The following is a 26,108-nucleotide window of genomic DNA, read 5'->3' as shown; positions in this document are numbered from 1 at the left end:
TAACATTGCACTGGGGTGAAGGCTGGACAATGCTCCGGGACCCAGCACTGTTTCCGGTCGCCCCATAACACCGGCGCACAGGGCAACGACACCTGTGGGGAAGCGGGATGCGGATGACAAGGACTCAGCCGGTCGAGACGACCGACTGGCATACCGGCGGCGAACCGTTCCGGATCGTCGTGGACGGCCCCGCCGAGGTGACGGGTGCGGGACCGACCGTCGCCGAGCGCAGGGTCCTCGCGACGCGCAGCGAGGACGTGCAGTGGGTGCGGGCGCTGCTGTGCCGCGAGCCGCGCGGTCACGCGGGCATGTACGGCGGGTTCCTGGTCCCGCCCGACGACGCCGGCGCCCACCTCGGTGTCCTCTTCTGGCACAACGACGGGTTCTCCACGGCGTGCGGGCACGGCACGATCGCCCTGGGCTCCTGGGCCGTCGCCTCGGGCCGGGTCCCGGCACCCGCCGACGGCCTGACGGACGTCGTGATCGACGTCCCCTCCGGGCGCGTCACGGCACGGGTGCGGACCAGGAACGGCCTGGTCCAGGACGCGACGTTCACCAACGTGCCCGCCTACGTCCACGCGCACGGCGTCGAGGTGCGGACCTCCCGCGGGAAGGTCACCGTCGACATCGCGTTCGGCGGCGCGATGTACGCGGTGCTGCCGGCCGCGTCCGTCGGGCTGCGCGTCCGGCCGCAGGACGTCACCGGACTCACCGCCGTCGGGCGGGAGATCCGCGACGGGCTGAACGCCGCGCGCGCCGCCGAACACCCCCTCGACGCACGGCTGTCCGGGATCTACGGGACGATCTTCACCGAGGAGAGCGGGCCCGCCGGGACGCGGGCCGACGGCAGCCGGCTGGTGCGGCAGCGCAACATCACGGTGTTCGCGGACGGCCAGGTCGACCGGTCCCCGTGCGGCTCCGGCACCTCGGCCAGGATCGCGGTCCTGGCCGGCACCGGACAGCTGCGTCCGGAGGACGAGTTGCGGCACGAGTCCGTGGTGGGCTCGGTCTTCCGCGCCCGGATCACCGAGCGGACCGCGGTCCACGGGATCCCCGCGGTCGTCACGGCGGTGACGGGCACCGCGCACGCGGTCGGCACCTGCCGGTTCGTCGTCGATCCGCGCGATACGCTCCTGCCCGGGTTCGTGCTGCGATGACCGAACTCCTCGACGCGGAGCAGGTCTTCGCCCTGGGTCCGGTCGCCGCCGTCCGGGCCGTCCACGACGCGCTGGCCGCGGGCCTCGACCCGGACGACGACATGCCGCGGGTCGTCACCGCGCTGGCCAACGGGCAGGGGCTGCTGATGCCGTCCGAGGCCGGCGGCTGGTTCGGGGTCAAGGTCGCGACCGTCGCCCCGGGCAACACCGACCTCGGCCTGAACCGCGTCAACGCGACGTATCTCCTGCACGGCAGCCGGACCCTGACGCCGGCCGCGATCCTCGACGGCGTCGCGCTGACGACGCTGCGCACCCCGGCGGTCTCGGTCGCCGCCTGCCTCGGCCGGCTGCGCGAGCGCGCGACGAGCTCCGCGGGCGGGCTGCGTCTCGTGGTGTTCGGCGCGGGCCCGCAGGCCGAGTGGCATGTCCGGACCATCCGGGCGCACGCCCGGATCGCCGACGTCACGGCGGTCACCCGCCGCGGCAGCGCGGCGACACCCTGGGCCGACCGCCACCTGGCCGCGGGCGGCGCGGCGGTCGCCGGCCGCGTCCGCGCCGCCGACGTCCTGGTCACCGCGACCTCGGCCCGCGAGCCGGTCCTCGACGGGCGTCTCGTCCGGGACACGGCGCTCGTGCTGGCCGTCGGCTCCCACGAGCCGTCGGTGCGGGAACTCGACGGCACGCTCCTGGAGCGTGCCGCGGTCGTCGTCGAGAGCCGGGCGAGCGCGCTGCGCGAGGCCGGCGATGTCGTCCTGGCGGTGGCGGAGGGCCGGCTCGACCCGCGCGCCCTGGTGCCGATGGCCGACCTGCTCACCTCCAAGGCCGCCCTGCCCGGCGACCGTCCGACGGTCGTCAAGACCACCGGGATGGGATGGGAGGACCTGGTGGTCGCCGTCGCGGCGTACCGGCGGGCAGAAGCGTGCCGGCAGGGGGCACGGGCGGAGTGACATCCCCCTGTTGACATCCCCTGTTTCTATACAATGTGAAATGGTACTGTCGCCTCCAGTGGATTCCGACGGACGGAGCAACGGTGGTGCGAGACGACATACGGCCGCGCGAGGGCGCGAGCCACGACCGCGCGGTCGCGCCGACGCTGGCGGAGTGCTTCACCCGAGGGTGGGCCGAGGCCGCTCCGGCGGTGCCGGTCCTGCCCGGTGCGGCGTACGCGGCCGAACGCCGCGCGCTGCTGTCCGCGCGCTTTCCCGGAGAGCGGATCGTGGTCCCGGCCGGCGGCCTGAAGGTCCGGAGCAACGACTTCGACTACGTCTTCCGGCCGCACTCCGCGTTCCTCCACCTCACCGCGGACGAGGGCGCCGGCGCCGTCCCGGACAGCGTCCTCGTCCTGGAGCCTACGGGCACCGGCCACGACGCCACGGTGTTCACCCGGCCGCGCTCCCCGCGCGACGGCGGGCCGAACGGCACCGAGTTCTACCGCGACCGCCGCTACGGCGAGTTCTGGACCGGCCGGCGCCGCACCCTGACGGAGACCTCCGAGGCCCTGGGCCTCACGGCCCTCCCCCGCGACGACCTCGCACGCGCCCTCGCCCCGCACGTGCCGACCCGGGTGGTGCGCGGCCAGGATCCGGTGGTCGACGCGGCGGCGCCACCGGTCGCCGGGGCCGAGTCCGAACTCCTCGCGTTCCTCTCGGAGCTGCGGCTCGTCAAGGACGCGTGGGAGGTCGAGCAGATGCGCGCGGCCGTGGGACACACCGTGGCCGCCTTCCACGACGTGGCGGGCGAGCTGCCCGCCGCGACGCGGCTCGCACGCGGCGAGCGCTGGATCGAGGGCACATTCAACCGGCGGGCCAGGCTGGAGGGTCACGGCCTCGGATTCGAGACGATCGCGGCGGCCGGCGCACACGCGTGCGTCCTGCACTGGATGCGCAACGACGGTCCCGTCCGCGACGGCGAACTCCTTCTGCTGGACGCCGGAGTGGAGACCGACACCTGCTACACCGGCGACGTCACCCGGACCCTGCCGGTCGGCGGCCGCTTCACCGACGCCCAGCGGCAGGTGTACGACCTGGTGCACGCGGCCCAGTCGGCGGGCATCGCCGCGCTGCGGCCCGGCGCGCGGTTCGGCGACTTCCACGACGCCGCGACGCGTGTCATCGCCGAGGGCCTGGACACCTGGGGGCTGCGCCCGAATGGTGCGGGCAGCCACGACCGGTCCCTGTACGGCCGTTACACCGTCTGCGGCACCGGGCACATGCTGGGACTCGACTGCCACGACTGCGCCGACGCCCGGAGCAGCGCCTACCTGGACGGGGTCCTGGAGCCGGGCCACGTCCTGACCGTCGAGCCCGGCCTGTACTTCCAGCCCGACGATCTGACGGTCCCCGCGCGCCTGCGCGGCATCGGTGTGCGCATCGAGGACGACTTCCTCATCACCGCCGACGGCGCCGTCTGTCTGTCGGCCGGCCTGCCGCGTGCCGCCGACGACGTCGAGGCGTGGGTGACCGCCGCGCGCTGATGCCGCGCGGCCCGGGAGGACGGGGGTGCGCCCGCCACGGCGGCCGCACCCCCGTGTCAACCACGCCTCCACCTCACCCTCACCGGCGGACCGCGGCAGGCCGACCGACTGGTTCTCGCCCCTGCCCCCGGCGTCCGGCGGGAGCAGGCCCACGGTCCCGCACCCGTAGCGGTCGCCCGGCCGTGCTTCGGCCGGGCGGCCGGGCGCACCGCGGGGATCAGCCGGACTCGGGGAAATGGCAGGCCACTTGGCGCGACGGCGGTCCCGTCAGGTCCGGTCGCTCCACCCGGCACACGTCCTGCGCCTTGTGGCAGCGCGGATGGAACGGGCAGCCCGGCGGAGGAGCGGCAGGACTCGGCGGGTCACCGCGCAGCACGATGCGCTCCCGGGCCCGCTCCGCCGCCGGGTCGGGCACGGGCACCGCGGACAGCAGCGCCGTGGTGTAGGGATGCGCGGGATCGCCGTACACCCGTGCCCGGTCGCCGATCTCCACGATCCGCCCCAGGTACATCACCGCGACCCGGTCGCACACGCGCTTGACCACCGACAGGTCGTGAGCCACGAAGACGTAGGCCAGGCCGAGTTCGGACCGCAGCCGTTCGAACAGGTTGATGATCTGGGCCTGCACCGAGACGTCGAGGGCCGACACCGGCTCGTCGGCCACGATCAGCCGCGGCCGTGTGGCCAGCGCACGGGCGATCCCGATCCGCTGCGCCTGGCCGCCGGAGAACTCGTGCGGATAGCGGTCGAGGTGCTCGGGGAGCAGCCCGACGAGGTCCAGCAGCTCGGCGGCCCTGGCCCGTGCGCGCGCGGCCGTCTCCCCCTGCGCCAGCAGCGGGTCCGCCACCGTACGGGCCACCGTGCGCCGCGGGTTGAGCGACGAGTTCGGGTCCTGGAACACCATCTGCGCGTCCCGGCGCAGCGGTCCGAGCCGTCTTGCCGGCAGATGGCTGATGTCCTGCCCGGCGAAGGCGACGGTGCCCTCGGTGGGCTCCAGCAGCCGCACGATCATCCGGCCCGTGGTGGACTTGCCGCAGCCGGACTCGCCGACCAGCCCCAGGGTGCGCCCCGCGGCGAGGTCGAAGCCGATGCCGTCCACGGCCCGGACCGGAGGTGTCGCCCGGCCGCGCCGGCGCCGGCCGGGGAAGGTCTTGACCAGGCCGCGGACCGACAGCAGCGGCACCTCCGGCGCGGCCCCTGGCCTTGTCCGGTGCTCGGTCCTCATGGCGGGGGTGTCGGTCATCGGCTGTCCTTGGCGGGAAGGGGCGGGGGGACCGACAGGCCGGCAGCCGCGGCGTCGCCGGGCCCGGCGGCGGGCAGGGGCAGGTGGCAGGCGACCTGGTGCGAGGTGCCGTCGGCCGGCACCGCCCGCGGCGGCGCGGCCGGCCGGGGCCGCTCTCCGGCGCAGCGCTGTCTGTCCGCCTCCCCCGCGTCCGCGGCGCGCGGGCAGCGGGCGAGGAACGCGCAGCCCCCGGCGCGCGCGAGCAGGGACGGCGGCGAGCCGGGGATGGTGCGCAGCGGTGCGTCGTCCGGGTCGTCGAGCCGGGGCAGCGAGTCGAGCAGACCGCGGGTGTAGGGATGCGCGGGTGCGGCGAACAGCGCGTCCACCGGGGCCTGTTCGGCCGCGCGGCCCCCGTACATCACCAGGACCTCGTGCGCCACGCGGGCGACCACGCCCAGGTCGTGGGTGATCAGCACCACGCCGAGGCCGCGCTCCTCCTGGATGCGGGCGAGCAGTTCGAGGATCTGGGCCTGCACGGTGACGTCCAGCGCGGTCGTCGGCTCGTCCGCGATGAGCAGATCGGGTTCGCAGGCCAGCGCGATGGCGATCATCACCCGCTGCCGCATGCCGCCGGAGAACTGGTGCGGGTACTCCCCCGCCCGGCGTGCGGGCTCGGGGATGCCGACCTCGCCGAGCATCTCCACGGCCCGGCGCCGGGCGGCGGCCCGTCCCGCCCCGAAGTGCCGCCGGTACGCCTCGGCGATCTGTTCGCCGACGGTGTAGTACGGGTGCAGGCCCGAGAGCGGGTCCTGGAAGACCATGGCCATCCGCCTGCCGCGCAGGGCGCTGAGCTCCGCGGGCCGGAGTCCCGTCAGTTCCCGGCCGTCGAGCCGCACCGAGCCGGTGACCTCGGCGTCCTCGTGCAGTCCCAGCACGGCGAGCGAGGTGACCGACTTGCCCGATCCCGACTCGCCGACCAGTGCGAGAGTGCGGCCTCGTTCGACCGTGAAGCCGAGCCCGTCCACGGCGCGGACCGTGCCGCGCGGCGTCCGGAACGACACGCTCAGCCCGTCCACGCGCAGCAGCGGCGTCGGCGTGCCTTCGTCGGTGTCGTACGACAGCGGGCCGCCGGCGGTTTCCTGGCGCATCCTCAGTACCTCACCCTCGGATCGATGACCGCGTACAGCAGGTCGACGACGAGGTTCGCGCCGACGATGAAGAAGGCCGCCAGCAACGTGACGCCGAGGATCACGGGCTGGTCGGAGCGGCGCAGCGCGTCGTAGAAGAGCTGGCCGACCCCGGGGGTGCCGAAGATGCTCTCGGTGATGACCGCGCCGGCCAGCAGGCCGCCCAGGTCCATGCCGAAGAGGGTCAGCACGGGCGTCATCCCCGAGCGCAGGCCGTGCTTGACGATCACCGTGCGCTCCGGCAGGCCCTTGGCCCGTGCGGTCCTGATGTAGGCGTGGGTCATCGCCTCGATCATCGAACTCCGGCTCTGCCGGGCGTACATGGCGGCGTACAGCAGGGCCAGTGCGATCCAGGGCAGCAGCAGGTTCGACGCCCAGTGCGGCGGGTCGTCGGTGAGCGGCACGTACGACGGGTAGGGCAGGATCCCGGCGATCCGCACCACGCCCCAGATCAGCATGACGGCGGTGAAGTAGACGGGCAGCGAGGCGGTGGCGACCGCCCCCACCATCAGTCCGCGGTCGGTCAGTGTGCCCTTGCGCAGCGCCGCGGTGACGCCCGCGCCGAGCCCGATGGCCAGCCACAGCACCGCGGCGCCCGCCGCCAGCGACGCGGACACCGGCATCCGGTCGGTGAGCTGGTTCCACACCGGCAGCGAGTTCTCGTAGGAGTAGCCGAGGCACGGGAAGCCGCAGTGCAGCGCGTGCGGTCCGCTGCCCAGGTCGCGGCCGGTGAAGATGCCGGTGAGATAGTCGGTGAACTGACGCCACACCGGCTGGTCCAGGCCCATCATGTGGCGTACCAGGGCCTGGCGTTCGGGTGTGCAGGTCTTGCCGCAGGCGGCGGCGGCAGGATCGGCGGGCAGCAGGTAGAAGATGGTGAAGGTGATCGCGCACACGGCGAGGAGGACGCCCGCGGCCCCGCCCAGCCGCCGGATCAGGTACAGCGTCATGACCGGCCTCCCCGGGGGTCGAGGATGTCGCGCAGCGCGTCGCCGAGGACGGTGAAGGCGAGCACGGCGAGGAAGAGGAAGACGCTGGGGATCACGAAGAACATGGGGTCGGTGTCGTAGTAGGTGACGGCCTCGGAGATCAGTTGGCCCCAGGAGGAGGCAGGCGGCCGCACCCCGACGCCGAGGAAGCTGAGTGCCGCCTCGGTACTGATCATTCCGGGGACCAGCAGTGTGGTGTAGGCGATGACGGGGCCGGAGACGTTCGGCAGGATTTCCCGGGTCAGGATGCGCAGGGCGCCGGAGCCGCCGACGCGGGCCGCGTCGACGTACTCGCGGTGCCGCAGCGACAGGGTCTCCCCGCGGACCACACGGGCGATGCCCGGCCAGCCGAAGAGCCCGATGACGGCGGTCATCAGCGCGACGCGGTTGACGTCCTGGGCCACCGACATCATCGCGATCATGAAGATCAGCGAGGGGAAGGACATGGTCAGGTCCATGAGCCGGCTCAGCAGGGTGTCCACGCGTCCGCCGAAGTAGCCGGCGCTGATGCCGGCCGCGGTACCGACCACCACGACGATCGCGGTGGCGGCGAACGCGACCAGCAGCGAGACCTGGGCGCCGTAGACGGTCCGGGCGAACAGGTCGCGGCCGGTGGCGGGTTCGACGCCCAGCCAGTGGGTGCTGCCCATGCCGCCGAACGAGCCTCGGGGCATGCCGCCGAGGTAGGGGTCGATCGCGTTCTCGTCGAAGGTGTCGGGCGACCAGCCACCCAGCCGGGCCAGCAGCGGTGCGCACGCGGCGACCGCGACCAGCAGGGCCACGACGGCCAGCGCGGCGCACGCGGCCCGGTCCCGGCGCAGTTGGCGCCAGGCCCGCTGCCAGGGGCCGGCGGCCTTCTCCGCCGCGGGCGGATCGCCGGGCCGTGCCCGCCCGGGGAGTTGTCTGCGGGGACGCCCGGTCAGGCGCAGCCGGGGAGCCCTCAGCGGTGTGCTCATGGTCGTGGCGCTCCTCAACCCTGGCTCTTGGAGGGGTCTTTGAGGCCGATGACCGCGAAGTCGAACTGCCCGGTCCACGCGGAGTGGCCGTAGGCACCGGCGATGTTGGTGCCGACGAGCAGCGGCTTGCGCGGCCACAACAGCGGCACCGCGGGCGACTCACGCATGATCGTCGCGTCGAGGCGCTGCCAGGCGGCGGCCGCCTGTCCGGCGTTCGCCATCGCCGAGATCTGGTCCATCCGGTGCTCGACGGCGGTGTCACGGAACTGGCTGTAGTTGCCCTGATTGCCCTTGGCGACGATGGTGCGGCCGTCGAAGACGAACGGCAGGAAGGTGGACGCCGACGGGTAGTCGGGGCACCAGCCGCCGATGGTCATGTCCGGGGCGTGCGCGGTGTCGCCGATCGTGTCGTAGAACACCGACGGGTCCACCGTGGTGATCTGCGTCTTCACCCCCGCTTTCGCCAGGGACGCCTGGATCGCCTCGGCGCGGTTCTTGTCGCCGGTGGAGACGGTCAGGGTGGCGCTGAACGCGGGCTTTCCCGCCTTGGCCAGCAACTCCTTGGCGCGGGCGGGGTTTCCGGTGGGCGGCACGTCGTAGACCGGGGCTGCGGCGCCTTTGGCGAGGATCGGCGGCAGATAGCGGTCGGCGGCGTCGTTCAGCGCGGGCCCGCCGTTCGCCGTGACCTGGGCCGACTTCTCGACGGCGTACTGCATGGCCGTGCGTACCGCCGGGTCGGTGAAGGGCCCGCGGGCGGTGTTGAGGTACAGCATCTCGGTGCACCCCGTGGGCTCCGCCGACAGCCGCGCCCGCAGGCCGGGCTTCGGCAGCACCTTGGCGACGCTGGCGGGGCTCATGTCCGCCCACTCCACCGCCGAGGCGTCGGCGCCGGAACTCGCGATCAGCCGGTCGTCGATCTGCCCGCCCCGCAGGCCCATCCTGACGACGATGCGGTCCGGATAGGCCTTGCGCACGCTGTCGGAGGCCGGGTTCCAGTGGGTGTTGCGGACCAGCACCAGCTGTTTGCCGCGCTGGTAGCTCTGGATCCTGTAGGGGCCGGACGAGAACGGCCGCAGGTCGTAGCGGACGCCGGTCTCCTTGGACGGCGGCACCGGGGCGAAGGTCGGCAGGGTGACGGTGTACGGGAACTCGGCCACCGGCTGCCTGAGATGGAAGACGATCGTCCGGTCGTCCGGCGTGACGATGGACGACAGGTGCCTGCCGTCGAGCGGGCCGGTATAGCCGGCGCTGCCGGCGAGGTACTGGCGGGCGTAGCCGGGACCGCCGGTCAGGTCCGGCGAGAAGGACCGCTCGACGTTGTACTTGACGTCCTGTGCCCTGATCGGCGAGCCGTCCTCGTAGGTCAGGCCGGGCTTGAGGGTGAACGTCCAGGTCCGGCCGCCGTCGGCGGAGCGGCCGAGGTCGGTGGCGAGGTCCGGTACGACCGTGCCGCCGGCGGTGCCGGGCCTGGCCTGGAACGTGGTCAGCGTCCGGTACAGCAGCCGGGTGCCGAAATCCATGGCCGGCATGACCCAGTTGCGGGTGGGGTCGAGATGGGCGAAGTCCTGGTCGGACAGGACGGTCAAGGTGCCGCCGCGCTCGGGGGTTCCGCCGATGACGGTGCCCGAGGCGACGCCCGCCCCCGGGGTGCCGCCTGGTCCGCCCGCGGCCCCGTCGTCCTTGGGCCCGCAGGCCGCGACGGTCAGGAGGAGGGAGGCGGCCAGGAGGGCGGCCGGGAGGGAAGGGGTGCGCTGGGTCATGGTGTGCCACTCCGTTGTGGAGACGAGGACCTGCATCCGCGATATGGCACGTAACATAGTAATGTGAAATTGCACTGACAAGGACCCGTCACCACCGTTACCGAGCTGTGGCCCGGGATCGCAGTGCCGACGGACGGGCGAACGCAGCCGGGTCGAGCGTCCGTCAGATCGCTCGTCCGGGCCGCCTGTCAGTCCGCGGGGGCGTCAGCTCGCGCCGCGGTCGAGTGCGGCGGACGTGGCCGGCTCCGAGGAATCGGCCCACAGGGAACGGACGTTGCCGAGGTGGCGCCGCATGCACGCCTGCGCGCCCTCGATGTCGCCGGCCAGCATCAGATCGAGCAGTTCGAGGTGCTCCTCGGCGGACTCCACCAGACGGCCGCCCGCGTCCAGCGCGGTGAGCCCGTACAGCCGGGAGCGCTTGCGGAGGTCGCCCACCACGTGGACCAGGTGCGCGTTGCCCGCGAGCCCCAGCAGGCCGAGGTGGAAGCGGCGGTCGGCCTCCAGATACGCGATCAGGTCGTGCCGCCGGGCGCCCTGGACGATCTCCTCGGCAAGCGGGCGCAGCGCCTCCAACTGCTCGGCGACGGCGACGGCCGTGACGCGTCCGATCGTGGGGACCTCGATCAGCTCGCGGATCTCGGTGTACTCGTCCAGCTCCCGCTCGGTGACCTCGGTGATCCGGAAACCCTTGTTCCGTACCGCCTCGACCAGGCCCTCCCTGGCCAGATCGAGCATGGCCTCGCGTACCGGGGTGGCCGACACACCGAGGTCGGCGGCCAGGGTGGGCGCGGAGTAGACGGCGCCGGGCCGCAACTCGCCCGCGATGAGGGCGGCACGCAAGGCGTTGGCCACCTGGTCGCGCAGGTGTTCCTGCACGGGAATGACACTGCGGGACGAGAGATGGCCCATGATCGATCCTCCAGACACACGTACCACCAGCGTACAATGTCACGTTGCCCAGAGAGCCGGCCTTCCGTCCTGCCGTCGTACGCCCCGCCCGTAGCACGCTGATGACGCGTCACCCGGCCGGGTTCCTCGGCGACGCGGTGGCGCCGAAGGGCGGACCCGGTCAGGACGCCGGGATCTTCCACAGGTACACGACACCGTCGGAACTCGTCGTCGCGACCTGTGTGCCGTCGGGGCCGAACGCCAGGGTCCGGACGTTCCAGTGGTTGCCGACCAGCCGGTACGTCAGTTTGTTCTCGGCCGTGTCCCAGAGCCGGACCACCTGGCCGTCGAACACGGCGAGGATGGAGCCGCGAGGGCTGTACTCCACGCACTGGACCGGCACACCGGTCGTCTCGTCGACGCTGCCCGCGGCACGGCCGTCGGCGGCGTTCCACAGCTCGACCCGCCGGTTCTCGGCGGCGGTGGCGAGGATCCTGCCGTCGGCGCTGTACGAGACGCCGTAGACCTCCTCGGCGCGGACCAGCTCCTTGCGCGCCTTGTGCCGGTCCACGTCCCAGAGCCGCACGCTCCACGCGGAACCGGAGTTCCGGTCGCGGGAGTGGCCCACGGTGGCCAGCGTCCTGCCGTCCCGGCTGAACGCCACCTGCCGCGCCCACATGTCGTCGTCGAGCACCGCGACGGATGTGCCCAGATCCGAGCCGGTGCCCGCGCGCCAGAGCTGCGCGCCGCCCTCGCTCGCGGTGGCCAGGAGCCGGCCGTCGGGACTGAACGCCACACTGTCGATGGAGTCGGAGTCCTCGTCGGTCGTGGTGATGGCGGCGACCTGCCGCCGCCGGGCGACGTCCCACAGCGTGACGACGTTCCGCGCCGTTCCGGCGGCGAGCAGCCGGCCGTCGGGGCTGAAGGCGACCGTGGTCACGGCCACCGGGGTGGCGCCGGGCGCCGTCCGCGGGGCGAACCGGGCGCGCACCTTGCGCCCGGCCACGTCCCAGAGCCGCACCGTGCCGCCCCCGGCGCCTGTCGCGAGGGTGGCGCCGTCGGGGCTGAACGCCACGCCTTCCGGGCCCTTGCCCCGGGGGTAGCCCCCCAGCGTGGCGGCCGGTTGCACCTCGGTGGGCGTGTGGCGGCCGGAGGAGCTTCCGGGCAGCAGCACCGCGACCAGGATGCCGACCACGGCCAGTACTCCGATGCCGCCCAGCAGCGCGGGCACGGACATCGCCGGTGTGTGCGCGAGCGGTGCGGGCTGTGCCGGACCGGGCCCGGTGGCGGCGTCCGGCGGCTGCGCCGGACTCCCCTGCCCCGCGCCGGGCTCCGGCGCCCGGGGCGCCGCGGGCGCGGTGGCGGCGCTGTGGAAATCCGGTGCGGTGGCGGCGCTGTGGAGATCCGGCGCGGGGTCGACGGCGGTCCGCTGCGGCGGTACGGCGGGGTCCGGCCGGGCGGGAGCGCCGGTGCCGTCGGTACGGCACCGGCGGATGACCTCGGCGAGGCCCGGCCGTTGCGCGGGGTCCTTCGCCAGGCAGCGGGCGGCCACGGTCCGGACGGGCTCGGGGCAGCCGTCGAGATCCGGCGCCTGTTCGAGGATGCGGTACAGCACGCTGTGCCCGGTGCCGCCGAACGCGGGCCGCGCGGTGGCGGCGTACGCGGCGATGGCTCCGAGCGCGAAGACGTCGACGGCGGCGGTGAGGCTCTCGCCCCTGATGTACTCGGGCGCCATGTAGCCGGGCGTGCCGGCCAGCATGCCCGTACTCGTCATCGAGGTGACGTCCGCGGCGCGCGCGATCCCGAAGTCGATGACCTTGGGACCGTCGGCGCTGAGAAGGATGTTGGAGGGTTTCAGATCGCGGTGGATCACCCCGGCCGCGTGGATGGACTGTAGCGCCTCGGCCACCTGCGCCGTCAGCGCCAGCACCGCGGTGGCCGCCAGCGGTCCGCGCGCGGCCACCGCGTCGTGCAGGGCCGGGCCGGGGACGTACGCCGTGGCCAGCCACGGTTCGTCGGTGGCCAGATCCGCGTCGACGACCGGCACGGTGTAGAGGCCCTGCACCCGCCGGGCCGCGGACACCTCCTGCTCGAACCGCTTGCGGAACGACGCGTCGGCCGCGTACTCGCGGTGCACGACCTTGACGGCCACCGCGCTGCCGGCCGGGGTGCGCGCCAGGTAGACCCGGCCCATGCCGCCCGAACCGAGCAGGCCCTCCAGCCGGTACGGGCCGGCGGTGACCGGATCGCCGGATCCCAGCGGGCGCACCGGTGGTGGCTCGACCGGCCACCCCGGGACACCGGCCGGGTGCGGAACCGCGTGCGGGCCGTGGTCCGGTCGGGACATGCCGACTGTCACCCCTAGCTGGTCGTGCCTGCGCCACGCGGGCAACTGGCTGCCTCCGGCGAGGACACGGCACCACGCGCCCTCACCGCACCGAACCCAGCGCTCCGCCGAGGCGCGCGCTCGTCCGGGCGTCAGCGTAATGGAGCCCTGGCCGGGGCGTCTGCCCCTGTCCTGTCACAAGCGGGGGCCCACGTTCGCGAGCGGCGGTCGGCGGACCGTCACAAGCGGGCCCGCGTCCTGTGACGGGAAGGGGCCCGGCGGCGGCGCCGCGCTACGCCCACAACTGGCGCCGGCGGCACGCGCGGCGACCCGGCGGCACCCCCGCCCCGGGGCCCCTTCGCCGCGTGACAGTTCGGTCGGCGCGCCGCTGCCGTGACCACCCGGCGGGCCGTGGCCGCACCGCGACGGCCCGCACGTCCTGGGCGGGTCGAACCCGCGTCGTCCGTACGCCGGTCCGGTGGCGGCACTGCCGCCGGCGCGGCGGAGCTGGACGCGGAGTTGCGGGAGCGGAGTTGCGGGAGCGGAGTTGCGGGAGCGGATCGGGTGCTGGGCTCTGCCGAGCGCCGAGCGCCGAGCGGCTCCGCCCCGATCTGGCGGACACCGCCGGGTGGGGTCGGGGCCCAGAGGGCAGGACACACGCCGAGTCGCCGTCATCCGGGCCGCGGTCACCCTCATGACCAGGGGCATCACCGCCCGAGCTCACCGGAAGAACCGGCGTACCGCCGGGGAGAACCGACGTCAGGCCGGGAACCAGTGTCGAAGGCGGTCCCACATCTGGTTCACCACCTCAAGGAGTCCGTCCACGCCGAGCAACGTGGTGCGAAGACGCTCCAGAGCCGCGCGGGCCCGGCCGGGTTCCCGGTCCGCCACGGGAGCCCTGAGCTCACGGTCCAGCTCACCGAGATCTCCCGAGGCCCGCTGGCGGGCCAGGTCGGACAGCTCGTCGGTGTCGGCAAGCGCGGTACGCAGCCGCTCCACCAACTGCAAGACGGCCTGTAGGTCGGCTTCGGCCGGTACCGGCGTGGGCGCGGCGGCATGGTGCACGGTGGTGCCGTGGACGCCACCTTCGATCGTGTGCGCCACGGTGCCTGCTCCGCGCGCGTCGATCCTGATATGCGGCTGTTGCCGCTTCTTCTCCGCCTCGTTCATGCGCTTCCTGTCTCCCCCGTGCTCTTCGAAGATGCGGCGCCCTCGGGCAGTGAGGCGCCAGCGGCGTCCGTCGTGAACTGCCAAGCCCTCGCGGCGCGCCCTCTCCCGTGCCTCCTCGACCTCCCTCTCCCTCAGCTGAAGCCCCTGGAACTGCCGGAAAGCCATCCACTCCTGCATCGACCTCTCGTCCGGCCGGCTCAGGAGCCATCTGAGGAAGTGGTCCAGGACTGCCTCCGGCCACTGCGGATCAGCCCGCAACACCCGCTCGCGCAGCAACTGCGCCTCGACCTGCCTGTGCCGCTCGGACGCGGCCCGCTCCTCCTGGCGGGCGACCTCGCCACGGCTGGGCTTCCGGCCTCTCTCATGCCTTGTCATGAAATGGAGAACGAGGAGGAAAAGAATCAAAGCCCCGATGGGGATCAACGCCAGTAACGCCAGAAACCCGAAAGATCGCAGTGCGTCGCCGAGCAGCGATGCTGCCACTGGCAACGGATTCCCTGTCGGGCTTGCCTCTCGCATCAGCCGCCCCCGATCCAGATACGACCGTGAACTCAAAAGCTAGCATTTGAAAGGGAGTTGGGCCTCTGTCGGCCGGGAACCGGCCGTGTGCAATTCCGTCCGGAACGAAGATCCGTGAGTCGGCGGGCCGTGCCTCGCCGGGGCCTGGCCGAAACGGCGCGCCGCCGCCGGTCGGCGGGAACCGCGGCCCCGGGCCGCGTGGTTATAGGTCACGGCGTGAAGATGACGGCCCCAGGGGCCCTGACACGTACGGAGTGAGGCATGCCGAGGTGGACGGAGCTGCCGGACTCGCTGGAGCAGAAGGTGCGGCAACTCGTCGTGCAGATGCGCAGGTTGAAGGATCACAGCGGGCTGAGTCTCGCCTCGCTCGCGGCCAAGACCGACTACAGCCGCTCGTCCTGGGAGCGGTACCTCAACGGCAAGGTGCTGGCCCCCCGCCGGGCGGTGGAGCAACTGGCCCGGGTCACGGGGGCGGAGCCCACCCGGCTGCTGGTCCTGCACGAGCTGGCGGAACAGGCGTGGCAGCACCGGGACGAACCGTCGCCGTCGACGGTGCCGCCGCCGGTGCCTTCGTCGTCGGTGCCTTCGTCGTCGGTGCCTTCGTCGTCGGTGCCTTCGTCGTCGGTGCCTTCGTCGTCGGCCGTGGCGGGGGACGCCCGGACCGTCCCGCCGTCCTCGCCCGCTCCTCCGTCGGCTTCCGCTGCCCGGCGCGAGCCGCGGCGGAGCTTCTCCGGCCGCGCCCTGCTCGCCGCCGCCGTGGCCGCCGCGCTCGCCGGGCTGGCCGCGGGTCTGCTGGTCGGCGGGGTCCGGGACGGGAACGAGGACGCCACGGCGCGTACGACGCCCGACACGCCCTCGTCCCGGTCGGCCTCCGCCGCGCCGGGCACCGCCGCGCACGGCAGGTACGTCTTCAGGCCCGGCACCTCCTACCCGTGCAAGGTGCAGCGGACCGGCACCGCCGACGGCGCGCTGTCCGCCGGATACAGCACGACCCGTACCGCCGTGCTCGCCGGACCCGGCTGGGACGTGGTGGAAGCGCAGTGCCTGCTCGCCTACCGCAAGCTGGAGCCCGGTGCCGTCGACGGCGTCTACGGGCAGCAGACGATCGCCGCGGTGATGCGGCTGCAAAACCGGTCCGGACTCCCGGCGGACGGCGTCGTGGGCCCGCACACCTGGGGGGCACTGCGCCGATGACCGGCCCCGCCCCTGAGTGCGCCGCCCTGGCCGAGGGGCTGCGCGCGGTCCGGGCCCGGACGGGCCTGAGCCTGACGGCGCTGGCCGGGCGCACCGCGTACAGCAGATCGTCGTGGCAGCGGTATCTCAACGGCCGACTCCCTGTCCCCCGGCAGGCCGTCGAGGCGCTCTGCGCGATGGCGGGCGAGCCGCCCGGACGGCTGCTCGCGCTGTGGGAGCTCGCCGACGCCGAGTGGAGCGGCCGCGCCCGCTCGGCCCAGGCCACCGCCTCGTACGGCCCGGACCCGTACGGCCCGGACCCGTACGGCCCGGACCCGCGCGGCCCGGTCGCGCGTCCCGCCCCGCCCGCGTCCGTCGCCCGCGAGCCTGCGCCGCCGTCCACCGTCCGCCCCCGGCGACCGCGCCGCCGCCCGCTGCTCCTCGCCGCCGCGAGCGCGGCCGTCGTGGCTGCGGCGCTGACGGCGGCCCTGTCGGCACCGACACCCGGTCCCGGCCGTACGGCGCTCCAGGCCCCGGCCCTGGATCCGGCCCCCGGCTGCCACGGGACGGCCTGCGCCGGGAAGGACCCCGCGCTCATGGCGTGCGGACTGCCGGGGCGCGCCGAAGCGTTGGGGGCGCCGCACCGCACCGGCACCGGCGCGAGCGTGGAGATCCGCTACAGCCAGGTGTGCGCCGCCGCCTGGGGCCGCATCTGGCACTCCCACGTCGGGGACAGCGTGGAGATCTCGGCCCCCGGCACACCATCGCGCCGTGTCGTCGTCACCGGCGAAGCGGACACGAGGGCCTACCGGTTCACCCCGATGCTCGGCGATCCGGACCAGAGCCAGGTGCGCCTGTGCTTCGTTCCCGCTCCTGGCACGGCGCAGGAGTGCTTCCGCCCCTGAGCCTGAACCTGAGACTTGAACGTGAACCTGGGCCGTACCAACTCGGCGCGCGGGGAGCGGTTCTGCCGGTGTCCCGGTCCACGGTCCCGTGGTGACCGGCGCAAAGTCGCCGCGAAGTACCGGTATCGCGGGGTGTCACTGGGTATCGCGGGGTGTCGGCCCCGAGCCGGCACCGGGTTCGGTGCCGGCCGGGTGGGTCGGCGGGCGCGGGCCAACGCGCCTGCCGGAGAGTCCTGAAACGGGTTCGGGCTTGCGACCAGGAGCCGTCAGGAGCACACCGGCGGCTCGGCCGTCGGTGTTGTGCTGGGACCAGCGTCTTTCTGATGGAGGCCGGGCCGCAAGTCGGCTGGAACGAACGGTGAGCCGCCGCGGTCGCGGAGCGCGCGGACGAGGCCGCCGTCAGCCGGGCGGGCGCGGGTCCGCGGGGCGGCGGATTTCACGGTGGAGTGGGGAACATCCGCGGGGCCGGGAAGCCGCACAACAGACAAACAGCCCGCCGGGGCGGTGCGGCGGGATCCGCGAGCGTGGAAGGCTGTGTGCCACGCAGCCCGCTGCACGGCAGGGCCAACTGCCATGCGGGCCGCGTCACTTTGCGACCAGAGCCCGGGTCCCGGCACATCGTCGGCGACCCCTGTCAGGACGGAGTCCCGCGCACATGAGCCATGCTTCCCTCCCCCGCCCGACCGGCCCCGCCCCGGCCTGCGCCTGTCCTTCCGCCGACGCGCCGCCGCCGACGACGGCCCACGGCGGCGAACGGGACGTCACCGCCGGGCGGTTCGGGCCCACCCACGCGCTGATCCTGCTGATCACCTTCCTGGGCCTGGGCTGCGGACTGATCCTCTCCGGTATCGAGCTGCGGACCGTCTTCGCGCTGCTGGGCGGCTGCGGGACGATCGGCGCGGCCACGCTCACCGCCGCCGGTGGCGGCCGCCGTCTGATGACGGTCCTCGTCGAGACCGCCGTGCGCTCCGGCGCGGGCAAGTAGGGGCCGGACATGACCCGTTGCCCCGCCGACGGCACCACGCGGCGCCCCTTCGCCGACCTCGCCCGGCATCTGATCGCGCTGCGCCGGGCGGCCCGGCTGCCCCAGCGCGGCCTGGCCGAAGCCGCCAACGTCTCCCGTGGCGCCGTCCAGCGCGCGGAGTCCGGTACCGCCCGGCCCACGACGACCGTCCTCGACGCCTATCTGCGCGCCTGCGGAGCCGGTGAGGACGCGCGGAAGCGGGCCCGGCTCCTGCTCGTCCGCGGCCGCACCGCACAGCGCGGCAGGCTCCACGAACTCAGGGCGCCCGCACCCGACTTCATCAGCAGCAAGCGCGAGCTCGGCCTTGCCCTGGCCCTGGCCTACGAACGCGCCGGTGCTCCCTCCCTCACGGACGCCCGTCTCACTCCCGGCCGCAAGCCGCTGCCGCGCACCACCGCGTGGCGGATCGTCAACCGCAAGGGCCTGCCGGCCGACCACGAGCAGCTGATCACGTTCCTGACCGCCTGCGGTGTCCGCCACCCGGCCGCACAGCGCCCGTACCTCGACGCCTACAGCCACGTCATCGCCCAGCACGGCACGCGCCGCCCCCCGCCGCGCGCCCAGCGCACGCGGCTGATCCGCCGTGTCCACCCGGTGCCCCTCGCCCTCGGCGGAACGGACACCGACGCCCGCTACGACGTCGAACGGCTCGCCGCGGGCATCAGACCGGTTGTCGAAGCCATCGCCGCGGACCCCGGCGTCCGCAACGCCCCCACCGCCATGGCCGCGGGCGTCCAGGCTTTCGCGGACGCCCTCACCGCCCTGTCCCGGTCGGTCGGCCGGGAGGCGCACCGCAACGGCACCACCCCACCCGGCTGGATCACCACCGCCGGCCACGGCGCATCGGCGCACCGGACGGAGGTGATCCGACCGGTGCACGAGAGTGGTGGCTGATCGCGGTCGCCGACCGGGGCCCGCGTGGGAAGCGACGGGAATGCCGGGAGCGAGAGCGTCGTTACTGCTTGTCATGCACGTTTCCTCCGCACGGCCCCCGGCTGCCCGTATGCCGCTCGCCGTCTACATCCTCGGTCTGTCCGTGTTCGCGCTCGGCACGAGCGAGTTCATGCTGTCCGGGCTGCTGCCGCCCATCGCCGAGGACATGGACGTGTCCATTCCGCAGGCCGGTCTGCTGATATCGGCGTTCGCGATCGGCATGGTGGTCGGTGCGCCGCTGCTCGCCGCCGCGACGCTGCGGCTGCCGCGCAAGACCACGCTGGTCGCCCTGATCTCGGTGTTCGGCCTCGGCCAGGTCGCGGGCGCGCTGGCGCCGACGTACGACATCCTGTTCGTGTCGCGGGTGGTGAGCGCCCTCGCCTGTGCCGGTTTCTGGGCGGTCGGCGCGGCCGTGGCCATCGCGATGGTGCCGGTGACCTCGCGGGCCCGCGCGATGGCGGTGATGATCGGCGGTCTGTCGATCGCCAACGTACTGGGGGTGCCGGCCGGGGCCTTCCTCGGTGAGCACCTGGGGTGGCGGTCGGCGTTCTGGGCGGTGGCCCTGGCGTCCGCGATCGCGCTGGCCGGTGTGCTGACCCGGATCCCGCGCATCCCGCTGCCCGAGCGTCACTCGGCGCTGAGGGGCGAGCTGGCGATCTACCGGGACCGGCAGGTGTGGCTCTCCATCGGTGTGACCGCGCTGGCGGCGGGCGGCGTGTTCTGCGCCTTCTCCTACCTCGCGCCGCTGCTCACCGATGTGGCCGGGCTGGCGGACGGCTGGGTGCCGACGGTGCTGGCGCTCTTCGGCGTCGGGGCGCTGGTCGGTACGACGGTGGGCGGCCGGGTCGCCGACGCCCACCTGTTCGGTGTGCTGCTCTCCGGGATCGTCACCTCCACCGTGCTGCTGGTCGCCCTCGCGCTGTTCGCGTCCAGCCCGGTGGCCGCGGTGGTCCTGTCGTTCCTGCTGGGCTTCTCGGCGTTCTACACGGCCCCGGCGCTGAACGCGCGCATGTTCAACGTGGCGGGCGCCGCTCCCACGCTCGCGGGCGCGACGACGACGGCCGCCTTCAACCTCGGCAACACCGGCGGTCCCTGGCTCGGCGGCTCGGTGATCGACGCCGGTTTCGGCTTCGCCTCCACCGCCTGGGCGGGCGCGGCCATGACCGCGGTGGCGATCGCCCTGGTGACCGTCTCGCTGCGGCTGCACAGCCGGTCCCGCGTCGTACGGACCTCCGCACCGCGAGAAGACGGCCGGGCGCCGCTGCTCACGTCCGACGTGACGGACACGCCGTCGGACCAGGGCGCCCCGGCGGCCTGCGCGACGGCCTCCGGCCACGACGGCGACGGCGAGCGGCCGGTGCTCAGCCACGACTGACCAGGTCCGGCCCACGCCCATGCCCACGCCGACGCCCACACTCCGGACCGCGGCCTGCACGGGCGCGGCACGGCCGGATTCCGCGGGCCGCCCCCGCGGTCACCGCGCGAGGGCGGGGAAGAGGCGGTGCGCGTTGCGGGTGGTGAGGTCGCGCCAGGTGGCGGCGCCGGACGGCGCGGGCGCGGCGTCGACGGTGGCGACCTGGGCGAGGGCGGTCTCGGCGGGGGTCCAGCAGTGGTCGCTGCCGTAGAGCAGGCGCTCGGTGCCGAAGGCCGCGTCCAGGGCGGGGATCTGGCGCGGGAAGGGCGTACCGGCCATGTCGTACCAGAGGCGGCCGAGCTGTTCGACGGTGCCCGGGGCGTCCGCGGGGCCCTCGGGGCCCTCGCCGAGGTGGGTGCGGAAGAGTTCCATGCGGTCGGCGAGCAGCGGCAGGACGCCGCCGCCGTGGGTGAGGATCCACCGGATGCGCGGGCGGCGGGCGAGGACGCCGCGCAGGAGCAGGTCGCTCGCGGTGCGGGCGCTGTCGAAGAGGAACTCCAGCATGGGCCGGGGGCGGCCCAGGGCGAGTTCACCGGCGTGCGGCGGCGAGGTGGGGTGGACGAAGACGACGGCGCCGCGCCGGTCGAGGTCCTCCCAGAGCGGTTCGAGGCGCGGGTCGCCGAGGTAGACGCCCTGGTGGTTGCTCTCCACGGTCACACCGTCCGCCCCCAGCACCTCGAATGCGTGTGCGACCTCGGCGAGCGCGCCGTCGACGTCGGGCAGGGGCAGGGAGGCGAAGAGGCCGAACCGGTGCGGGTGGGCGGCGCGGACCCGGGCACCGGACTCGTTGACCTCGCGGGCCAGCGCGCGGGCCGCGCCGTCGTCGCCGAAGTGCACACCCGGCGACGAGATCGACAGATAGGACTTGTCGATCCCGGCGCGTTCCATCAGGCCGAGGTGCTGCTCGACGCTCCAGGCGGGCCAGCCGGGCATGCCGTCGGGGTGCTCGACACCGGCGGCACGGGCCGCGGCCACATAGCCGTCGGTGAGGTAGTGGGCGTGTACGTCGACGAGTCCGACGAGTCCGGCGAGTCCGACGAGTCCGGTCGGGTTCATACGGAGTCTCCGTTGCTCTGGAAAGCCCTGGAAAGCTCTGGGATGCCGAGGTTGTTCCCGGGTGCCCCCGAGCGCCACCGCGGGAAGCGGGTCCGTCCATCCGCACGAGCGGTTCCGATGGACGGAACAGCATGACGGGAACAGGGTGAGCGGGACAGCGGCGGCTCGCGGAACTCGCCCGGCGCAGCGGCGTGCCCGACAGCAGTGCGCTGCGGCCGGTCCGCCGCGCGGTCACGGACTGCGGGCGGTGGCGGTGCCGTACATGGAGGATCTCTTCCACGTCACGCGTCAGCATGTCCTGCTCGCCCTGCGGGCGGGTCAGCTCCGGCGGCGGAGGCTCGGAGCGCGGACCGGGCTCGGGCCTTGCGCACGGCGGCGGTCTCCGCGGCTCCGCCCGCGGCGCCGCGGAGACCGCCCCAGTCGGCCGGTGGTGCCGTGCCGCTCGTGCGCGGGCCCGCGCCCCTCCGTCAGGCGGTGACCTCGGCGTCCTCGGGGCGCGGGATGAGGAAGGAGGCGGCGAACGCCGCGACGACGACGACCGCGCCGGTGAGCATCGCCGTCACGTACCCGCTCGTGGAGCCGCTGCCCTCCGGGCTGCCCGTGACCTGTACGGCGGACAGCACCGCGAAGCTCAGCCCGGCGCCGAGGCCGAAGGCGGCCGAGATCAGCCCCGGCAGGAACCCGGGGTGGTCCTTCGGCGCGAGGACGACTCCGAGCAGGTTGAGCACGATGTTGGCCACACCCGCGTAGGTGAGGCCGAGCAGCACGGTGCAGGCGATCATCACCGGCAGTGAGTGCACGCCGACGAGGGCCATGAAGGCGATCACCACCGCGCTGCCCGCCAGACCCGCGCGGAGCACCCGCCGGTAGCCGAGGACCGGCGCCAGCCGGCCGGTGAACGGGCCCACGAGCCAGCCGACCAGCGCGAACGGGGTCAGGAACACCACCGAGGCCGAGGTGGCTCCCATGCCGAAGCCCGCTCTGTCGTTCTGCACGAACGACATCAGCACGCCGTTGACGGTGGCGAACACGCCCATGAGCGTCAGCAGGGTGGTCAGCAGCGGAGCCCAGGTGGCGCGTCGGCGCAGGTCGTCGATCCGGACCAGGGGGTCGCTGCCGCGCTTCTCCGTCCGCCAGAACACCGCGAACGCGGCCACGGCGACGACCAGGAGCCCGCTCGCGTACGGCCAGTTCGCCGCTCCGAGTTTCTCCGCCTCGTCCACGGCGAGCAGCAGCGTGGCGACGCTCAGCACGAGGGGGACCACGCCCGCCCAGTCCATCGGGGTTCCGGCGGAGGGCCGGGACTCCGGGCAGTTCATCTGGACCAGGACCGCGGCGAGCACGGCGACGACCGCGATCACCCAGAAGACGCTGCGGAATCCGTGGTGGCTGGCGAGCCAGCCACCGGCCAGCGCGTCCACCCCCGCGATGCCGCCGTTGACCGCCGCGACCACGCCCATCAGGGTGCCGAACCGCTTGGGGTCGGTGATCTCGGAGCGCAGCATCAGCAGGGAGATCTGCACGACGGGTCCGGAGGCGCCCTGCGCGGCCCGTGCGATGTCGAGGACCGCGATGTTCGGGGCCAGCGCGGCCAGGACGGTCCCCGCCGCCATGAGGACGAGCATCCAGCGCAGCACCCTCTTGCGGCCCACGATGTCGCTGTAGCGGGGCAGGAACAGGGAGAACATCGCGGACGCGGTGAAGAACACGGTCTGCGAGAGGCCGGTGTTCGTCTCGTCGGTGTGCAGCTCGCGGGCCATGGTCACCAGGGCCGGGCTCAGCATGCTGGCGTTGAGCTGGAAGGCCGTGCACGCGGCGAGCAGCGCCGTCATGAGCGCCGCGGTCCCGGCCGCCGTCCTCGCCGGCCGGGTGGTCAGGTCAGTGGTCATCGCGCCGTCTCACTTCCCGGTCTGGCAGAGCCGGTCGACGAGGAGGTCCGGGAAGGTGCCGTCGGTCTTGAGCACGACGGCGGCACGGGCGCCGGGCTGCTCCGGGTAGCCCAGGTGGATGCCCCGGGTGTCCGCGACGAGCGCGCCGCGGGCCGCGCCGTCCGCGGTGTCCACGGTGACGTGCAGGCGCGGCGCGAGGACCGGGGTGACCTCGCCGACGGCGATACCGGCCGCGAGGGGGTCGTGGCAGGCGGATCCGCGGAAGGGCAGCGCGGTCTCCTCGTGGAAGGTGAAGTAGAAGTCGAGGATCTCACCGGCGAGCCGGCTCACCGGCGAGCCGTGGGCGAGCAGCCGCTGCCGGTGCGCCTCGGTGAGGTTCTCCCGCATCGTCACGTCGAGCGGGACGAGGGTGAGGTCCCAGTCGGCCGCCAGCACCAGTGCGGCCGCTTCGGGGTCGTGGCCGATGTTCGCCTCGGCGACCGGGCTGATGTTGCCGGGGTGGTGGACGGCGCCGCCCATCACGGTGACGCGGGAGACCAGTTCCGGCAGCCGGGGTTCCTTGCGCAGGGCGAGGGCCAGGTTGGTCAGCGGGGCGGTGGCGAGGATGTGCAGGTCCCCGCCGGCCCGGCGGGCGGTGTCGATGATGAGGTCCGCGGCGTGCCGGGGGTCCGTACCGGCGGAGGGCGCGGGCAGGCTGACACCGCCGAGACCTCCCTCACCGTGGACGAAGCTCGCATCGGCGTTCACGTCGCCGCGGAGGGTCGTCGCTGCGCCCGCGGCCACCGGGATGTCGGTGCGGCCGGCGACCTGGAGGACCTGGAGGGTGTTGCGGGCGGCCTGCTCGGCGCTGGTGTTGCCCGCGACCGTGGTGACCGCGCGCAGATCGACACCCGGGGTCTGGCACAGGTACAGCAGTGCGACGGCATCGTCGATGCCGGTGTCGCAGTCCATGAGCAGCGGACGTGATGCGAGGACGGACATGTCGCCTCTTTCGGGGAGTCCTGCGGGGAGTCCTGGGGTCGCGCGGAGGCGCCACCCGACGGCACCACCCTCAAGTTGTCAGACAGCTTTCGGTGGGCTGGCGAGAGGTTAGGCACGGCCCCACCGCGAGCACAAGAGTGACGCTGAACACGCCCCCTCCCGCTTCGAGGCGGCGAGGAACCGTTTCACGCAGGCAAGACAAGGCAGGAGCGATCCGCGAACCGCGACGGGACGGCCGACGCACCGGCGAGCTATCCTGAACCGAACCGGATACCGGTCCGCGATATTTGTCAGACAAAAAGAGGAGCCTTGATGCCTCGGCAGGGAGACCGCCGCCACTCACCCCGCGTCGAGCTCTACCAGCGCATCGTCGCGGCCATCGACGACGGCACCTTCCCCCCGGGCGCGCGGCTGCCCTCCGAACCCGCCCTCGCCGCACAGCTCGGCGTCAGCCGCCCGGCGCTGCGCGAGGTGCTGATCCTGCTCCAGGAGGACGGCGTCATCATCCGGCGGCAGGGTTCCGGCAGCACCGTGAGCCAGTCGCCGCCCGCGCCGGGCCTGGAGCGTCTGCTGCCCGTCGAGTCCTTGCTCGGTCCCGGTACCGTACGCTGCCGCCGCCTCGCGGCCGAACTGGAGGAGCCCACGGACTTCTCGGGCTTCCACCTGCGTCTGGCACCCTCGGAGCGCACCTGCTTCTGGGAGACGGTCGTCGACATCGACGGCGCCCCGGCGTGCTTCGCGCACGAGTGGGCGGCGGACGAGGCGACGCTGCGCGCCGTCGACCCGGCCCTGTCCACGGCGCTCGGCACCGCGCCCGCCGCCCCGGACCCGGCGGCCACCATGCTCTCCGCCTTCCTGGACGCCGCGCCCCTGCCGATGACGGCCCGCAGCACCCTGGGCGCCACCATGCTCGGCAAGGAGCGCGGTACGGCCATCTCCCGGCCCCCGGAGACACCGGCGCTCCTTCTCACCCAGACCGTCTCCGTCTCGGGCCGCCCGGTCATGGCCGCCAAGTACCTGTTCCCGGCGGGGGCCCCGCTGCTGCACCTGGCACCGCGCCGCTGACGGGCCGGGCGGGGCGGCCCGCCCGGGATCGCCCGGGATCGCCCGATCGCATCGGGACACCTGCGGCCGGTGGGCCGGTGGGGCGTCCTCGGCGTCCTCCCGGCCGCACCACAATCGTGTTGACCACCCCCGACAGGCGGTGCTTGAGTCGGCGCGTGGACAGCATTCCCGCCAACCGGCGGTTCTGGAACCAGTTCAGCAGCGCCTACCAGCACCAGCACGACCCGCAGATCGGCGCGGCGCCCCGGCTCTGGGGCACGTACGCCGTCCCCGACGCGCACCTGCGCGCTCTGGGCGACGTCACCGGCAAGCGCGTCCTCGAACTCGGCTGCGGCGCGGGCCAGTGGTCCAGGGCGCTCGCCGCCGAGGGCGCCGCCGTGGTGGGAATCGATCTGTCCGAAGCCCAACTCGCCGCGGCGGCAGGCGCGATGGGAGCGGCCCGCTATCCGCTGGTGCAAGGCGCCGCCGAACACCTCCCGTTCACCGCCGACAGCTTCGACCTGGTGTTCTGCGACTACGGCGGGCTCAGCTGGGCGCCCCCGCGCCTGGCCGTCCCGCAGGCCGCACGCGTCCTGCGCCGCGGTGGGCGCCTGGTGTTCAACGTCGCCAGCCCATGGTTCGAAGCCTGCTACGACGAAGCCGCCGGGCGCGCGACCACGACACTCCAGCAGGACTACTTCGGGCTGAACGCCATCGCCGAGGACGACGGCGCGACCAGCTATCAGCTCACCTACGGCGACTGGGTCAGGGTCCTGCGCGGCGCGGGTCTCGTCATCGACGACCTCATCGAGCCGCGGCCCGACCCCGGAACAGCCAACGGCTACAACCGAACCGACCCGCCTGACTGGGCACACCGCTGGCCGGCGGAAACGCTCTGGGTGACCCACAAATCGTAGGCACCGCACCGCACGCACCGCCGCACCGAGCCGTGAAAGTGTTCCCCCCTACCCTCCGCCGACCAGGGCCGGTGCCGCTCGTCCGCGACCCTTCGCGATCTTCCACGATCTTTCGCGAGGGGTTT

General features: G+C 73.7%; 21 protein-coding genes. 10 read left to right on the top strand and 11 right to left on the bottom strand.

The genetic code is table 11. The features are described 5' to 3' along the window. The first annotated feature begins 107 nt into the window (after window positions 1-107). From B086_RS0107510 to B086_RS0107500, 3 genes are all read left to right on the top strand, one after another. On the top strand, window positions 108-1,157 hold the full coding sequence (locus B086_RS0107510; protein ID WP_018565791.1) for a proline racemase family protein: 1,050 nt from the start codon (window positions 108-110) through the stop codon (window positions 1,155-1,157). Then, window positions 1,154-2,104 (top strand): ornithine cyclodeaminase family protein, encoded by a 951-nt coding sequence (locus B086_RS0107505; RefSeq protein WP_018565790.1) that lies wholly within the window; start codon window positions 1,154-1,156, stop codon window positions 2,102-2,104. Before B086_RS0107510 ends, B086_RS0107505 begins: the two co-directional genes overlap by 4 nt. Window positions 2,105-2,187: 83 nt before the next feature. Then, a complete protein-coding gene (locus B086_RS0107500) occupies window positions 2,188-3,630 on the top strand; it encodes an aminopeptidase P family protein (protein ID WP_018565789.1) in 1,443 nt (480 codons plus the stop codon). A 217-nt stretch (window positions 3,631-3,847) separates the two neighbouring features. On the opposite strand, the gene B086_RS0107495 is transcribed toward B086_RS0107500, so the two are convergent. From B086_RS0107495 to B086_RS0107460, 8 genes are all read right to left on the bottom strand, one after another. Further along, window positions 3,848-4,873, bottom strand: coding sequence for an ABC transporter ATP-binding protein (locus tag B086_RS0107495; RefSeq protein WP_037873021.1), 1,026 nt, complete (start codon window positions 4,871-4,873; stop codon window positions 3,848-3,850). Beyond that, window positions 4,870-6,000, bottom strand: a complete 1,131-nt coding sequence (locus B086_RS0107490) for an ABC transporter ATP-binding protein (RefSeq protein WP_018565787.1) — start codon at window positions 5,998-6,000, stop codon at window positions 4,870-4,872. Before B086_RS0107490 ends, B086_RS0107495 begins: the two co-directional genes overlap by 4 nt. A gap of 2 nt (window positions 6,001-6,002) precedes the next feature. Continuing rightward, entirely contained in the window at window positions 6,003-6,989 is a 987-nt protein-coding gene (locus tag B086_RS0107485) for an ABC transporter permease (RefSeq protein WP_018565786.1), read from the bottom strand. Further along, the gene (locus tag B086_RS0107480; protein WP_018565785.1) at window positions 6,986-7,984 is read right to left on the bottom strand and encodes an ABC transporter permease; all 999 of its coding nucleotides are present in this window, start codon (window positions 7,982-7,984) and stop codon (window positions 6,986-6,988) included. The genes B086_RS0107485 and B086_RS0107480 overlap by 4 nt, the downstream gene beginning before the upstream one ends. Before the next feature lie 14 nt (window positions 7,985-7,998). Next, window positions 7,999-9,744 carry an ABC transporter substrate-binding protein gene (locus B086_RS0107475; RefSeq protein WP_018565784.1) on the bottom strand — a complete coding sequence of 582 codons (1,746 nt, stop codon included), beginning with the start codon at window positions 9,742-9,744 and terminating at the stop codon, window positions 7,999-8,001. A 204-nt stretch (window positions 9,745-9,948) separates the two neighbouring features. Further along, window positions 9,949-10,653, bottom strand: a complete 705-nt coding sequence (locus B086_RS0107470) for a GntR family transcriptional regulator (protein ID WP_018565783.1) — start codon at window positions 10,651-10,653, stop codon at window positions 9,949-9,951. Window positions 10,654-10,813: 160 nt separating this feature from the next. Further along, window positions 10,814-12,979, bottom strand: coding sequence for a WD40 repeat domain-containing serine/threonine protein kinase (locus B086_RS0107465; RefSeq protein WP_037873020.1), 2,166 nt, complete (start codon window positions 12,977-12,979; stop codon window positions 10,814-10,816). A 738-nt stretch (window positions 12,980-13,717) separates the two neighbouring features. Next, on the bottom strand, window positions 13,718-14,611 hold the full coding sequence (locus tag B086_RS0107460) for a hypothetical protein (protein WP_018565781.1): 894 nt from the start codon (window positions 14,609-14,611) through the stop codon (window positions 13,718-13,720). 297 nt (window positions 14,612-14,908) lie between these two features. On the opposite strand from B086_RS0107460, the gene B086_RS0107455 reads away from it, so the two are divergent. The 5 genes from B086_RS0107455 to B086_RS0107435 all read left to right on the top strand — a co-directional run bounded on the left by B086_RS0107455 (window position 14,909) and on the right by B086_RS0107435 (window position 20,057). Next, on the top strand, window positions 14,909-15,841 hold the full coding sequence (locus tag B086_RS0107455; protein WP_018565780.1) for a peptidoglycan-binding protein: 933 nt from the start codon (window positions 14,909-14,911) through the stop codon (window positions 15,839-15,841). Further along, window positions 15,838-16,725: a helix-turn-helix domain-containing protein gene (locus B086_RS0107450; RefSeq protein ID WP_018565779.1), complete on the top strand. Its 888-nt coding sequence runs from the start codon at window positions 15,838-15,840 to the stop codon at window positions 16,723-16,725. The genes B086_RS0107455 and B086_RS0107450 overlap by 4 nt, the downstream gene beginning before the upstream one ends. 655 nt (window positions 16,726-17,380) lie before the next feature. Further along, window positions 17,381-17,710: a hypothetical protein gene (locus tag B086_RS0107445; RefSeq protein WP_018565778.1), complete on the top strand. Its 330-nt coding sequence runs from the start codon at window positions 17,381-17,383 to the stop codon at window positions 17,708-17,710. Between the two features lie 9 nt (window positions 17,711-17,719). Continuing rightward, the gene (locus B086_RS0107440) at window positions 17,720-18,643 is read left to right on the top strand and encodes a helix-turn-helix domain-containing protein (RefSeq protein ID WP_018565777.1); all 924 of its coding nucleotides are present in this window, start codon (window positions 17,720-17,722) and stop codon (window positions 18,641-18,643) included. Window positions 18,644-18,752: 109 nt separating this feature from the next. Beyond that, window positions 18,753-20,057, top strand: coding sequence for a Cmx/CmrA family chloramphenicol efflux MFS transporter (locus B086_RS0107435; protein WP_018565776.1), 1,305 nt, complete (start codon window positions 18,753-18,755; stop codon window positions 20,055-20,057). Between the two features lie 99 nt (window positions 20,058-20,156). On the opposite strand, the gene B086_RS0107430 is transcribed toward B086_RS0107435, so the two are convergent. From B086_RS0107430 to B086_RS0107420, 3 genes are all read right to left on the bottom strand, one after another. Further along, window positions 20,157-21,152: an amidohydrolase family protein gene (locus B086_RS0107430; RefSeq protein WP_018565775.1), complete on the bottom strand. Its 996-nt coding sequence runs from the start codon at window positions 21,150-21,152 to the stop codon at window positions 20,157-20,159. 467 nt (window positions 21,153-21,619) lie between these two features. Beyond that, the gene (locus B086_RS0107425) at window positions 21,620-23,041 is read right to left on the bottom strand and encodes an MFS transporter (protein WP_018565774.1); all 1,422 of its coding nucleotides are present in this window, start codon (window positions 23,039-23,041) and stop codon (window positions 21,620-21,622) included. Between the two features lie 9 nt (window positions 23,042-23,050). Further along, window positions 23,051-24,022 carry a nucleoside hydrolase gene (locus tag B086_RS0107420; protein WP_018565773.1) on the bottom strand — a complete coding sequence of 324 codons (972 nt, stop codon included), beginning with the start codon at window positions 24,020-24,022 and terminating at the stop codon, window positions 23,051-23,053. A 312-nt stretch (window positions 24,023-24,334) separates the two neighbouring features. On the opposite strand from B086_RS0107420, the gene B086_RS0107415 reads away from it, so the two are divergent. Beyond that, complete coding sequence (locus tag B086_RS0107415; protein ID WP_018565772.1) at window positions 24,335-25,087, top strand: GntR family transcriptional regulator; 753 nt, start codon at window positions 24,335-24,337, stop codon at window positions 25,085-25,087. A 155-nt stretch (window positions 25,088-25,242) separates the two neighbouring features. Then, window positions 25,243-25,983, top strand: a complete 741-nt coding sequence (locus B086_RS0107410) for a class I SAM-dependent methyltransferase (RefSeq protein WP_018565771.1) — start codon at window positions 25,243-25,245, stop codon at window positions 25,981-25,983. Window positions 25,984-26,108: the final 125 nt, after the last annotated feature.

Source organism: Streptomyces sp. PsTaAH-124, assembly GCF_000373685.1.
In the GTDB taxonomy this organism is placed as follows: Bacteria; Actinomycetota; Actinomycetes; order Streptomycetales; family Streptomycetaceae; genus Streptomyces; species Streptomyces andamanensis.
The sequence above is the reverse complement of the archived record's forward strand: the minus strand, read 5'-3'. Positions and strand labels throughout refer to the sequence as shown.